The 1,972-nt window shown below is 66.3% G+C and carries 1 protein-coding gene; it reads left to right on the top strand.

The window, feature by feature from the left end; genetic code table 11:
* Positions 1-1,738, top strand: a 1,738-nt coding sequence (gene nuoG / locus RMN84_RS06780) for an NADH-quinone oxidoreductase subunit NuoG (RefSeq protein ID WP_309611425.1), incomplete at its 5' end; no start/stop codon positions are given.
* Positions 1,739-1,972: the final 234 nt, after the last annotated feature.

The raw sequence follows: 1,972 nt of genomic DNA, 5'->3' as shown, positions 1-1,972 counted from the left end.
CCTCATCAACCACCCGCTCGACTGCCCGATCTGCGACCAGGGCGGCGAATGCGACCTGCAGGACCAGGCGATGGCCTATGGTCGCGGCACCTCGCGCTTCGACGAGAATAAGCGCGCGGTCGAAGACAAATATATGGGCCCAGTGATCAAGACCGCGATGACCCGCTGCATCCAGTGCACGCGCTGCATCCGCTTTGCCGACGAGGTGGCGGGGACGCCCGAGATCGGGATGTTGTACCGCGGCGAGGATTCGCAGATTACTGCGTATCTGGAGAAGGCGCTGACCAGCGAACTGTCAGGCAATCTGGGCGATATCTGCCCGGTCGGGGCGCTGTTGCAGCGGCCGACCAGCTTCGAATTGCGCCCGTGGGAGCTTAAGAAGGTGCCCGCGATCGACGTGATGGACGCCGTTGGGTCGAACATCCGTCTTGACGTGCGGCAGCGGCAGGTGATGCGCGTGCTGCCGCGCGTGAACGACGACGTCAACGAGGAGTGGATCTCGGACAAGACGCGGCACCATGTCGACGCGCTGGTGCGCGGGCGGCTGGACCGGCCATGGGTGCGGGAAGGCGGAAAGCTGCGCGAGACGGGTTGGCCCGAGGCGCTGGCGCTGTTCGCCGAGAAGCTCAAGGGTGCGGGCGCGAAGGTCGCGGCAATTGCCGGTGATCTGCTCGATGCCGAGACGATGTATGCGGCCAAGGCGCTGCTGGCGGGGCAGGGGTCGAGCCTGCTCGAAGGGCGGCAGACGGGGCTGGATTACGACGTGACCAGCCTGTCTGCGGTGGCGTTCAATTCAACTATCGCGGGGATCGAGACGGCCGACGCGATCCTGCTCGTCGGAACCAATCCTCGCTGGGAAGCGCCGCTGATCAATACGCGATTGCGCAAAGCGGCGCGCAAGGGGGCGAAGGTCTTCGCCATCGGGCCGGTGTTCGATCTTGGCTTCAAGGTGACCTGGCTCGGCGACGATCTGGCGCTGATCGGTAAATTGCCGAAGGTCGCGGCGGATGCGTTCGGGGGTGCGTCTCGGCCGGCGCTCATTTTGGGGCCGGGCGGGCTGGCCAAAGGGGCGATGGGGGCGGCGTTGGCGGCTGCTTCGTCGCTCAACCTGGTGCGTGAGGGCTGGAACGGGTTCAACGTGCTGCACACGTCGGCGTCGCGGATGGCGGGGCTGTTGCTCGGCTATGCGCAGCCCGGCGGGATCGCGGACATCGTCGCGGCCAAGCCGAAGCTGGTAATTTCATTGGGTGCGGATGAGATGGCGGCGGATCGCTTTGCCGGGACGTTCACGGTGTACGTCGGCCATCATGGCGACAAGGGCGCCGCTTCGGCCGACCTTGTCCTGCCGGGCGCGGCCTATGCCGAGAAGCATGGCACGTTCGTCAACACCGAGGGGCGGGTACAGCGTTCGGAGCGGGCGGCGTTCCCTCCGGGCGACGCGCGTGAAGATTGGACGATCCTGCGCGCGGTGTCGGATTTGCTCGGCAAGCCGTTGCCGTTCGATCGGTTCGACCAGTTGCGCAACGCGATGCACGCCGACACGCCGGCGTTGATGCGCGATGGGTTGATCGACCTGCCATGGTCGCCGCCGAGACTGGACGCGAAGGCGAGCGGGCCCGTCGGCTATCCAATCGCGGACTTTTATCTCACCAACGCCATTTGCCGGGCAAGCCCGACGATGCGGCGTTGTTCCGAGGAACTGCTCCACGGCGAGCGGTTTGCGGAGGCGGCGGAATGAGGGGCGTGCAGAAATTCCTCCCCAAGCTTGCCCTGGGGAGGGGCACCATGCGCAGCATGGTGGAGGGGCTTCGCCACGCGAGGCGGTCTCTCGTTGCACCGCCCCTCCGTCAGCGCTGCGCGCTGCCACCTCCCCGTGCCGGGGAGGAGCTATGACCGCGCTCTTCCAATCCTGGGGCATGTCCTTCGGCGGCGCCTGGTTCCTCGCGACGATCATCGGCATCCTCATCATCGC

Origin of the sequence: Sphingomonas sp. (assembly GCF_031380695.1) — a bacterium.
In the GTDB taxonomy this organism is placed as follows: domain Bacteria; phylum Pseudomonadota; class Alphaproteobacteria; order Sphingomonadales; family Sphingomonadaceae; genus Sphingomicrobium.
Note: the sequence above shows the minus strand (reverse complement) of the source record. Positions and strands in the feature narration are given on the sequence as shown.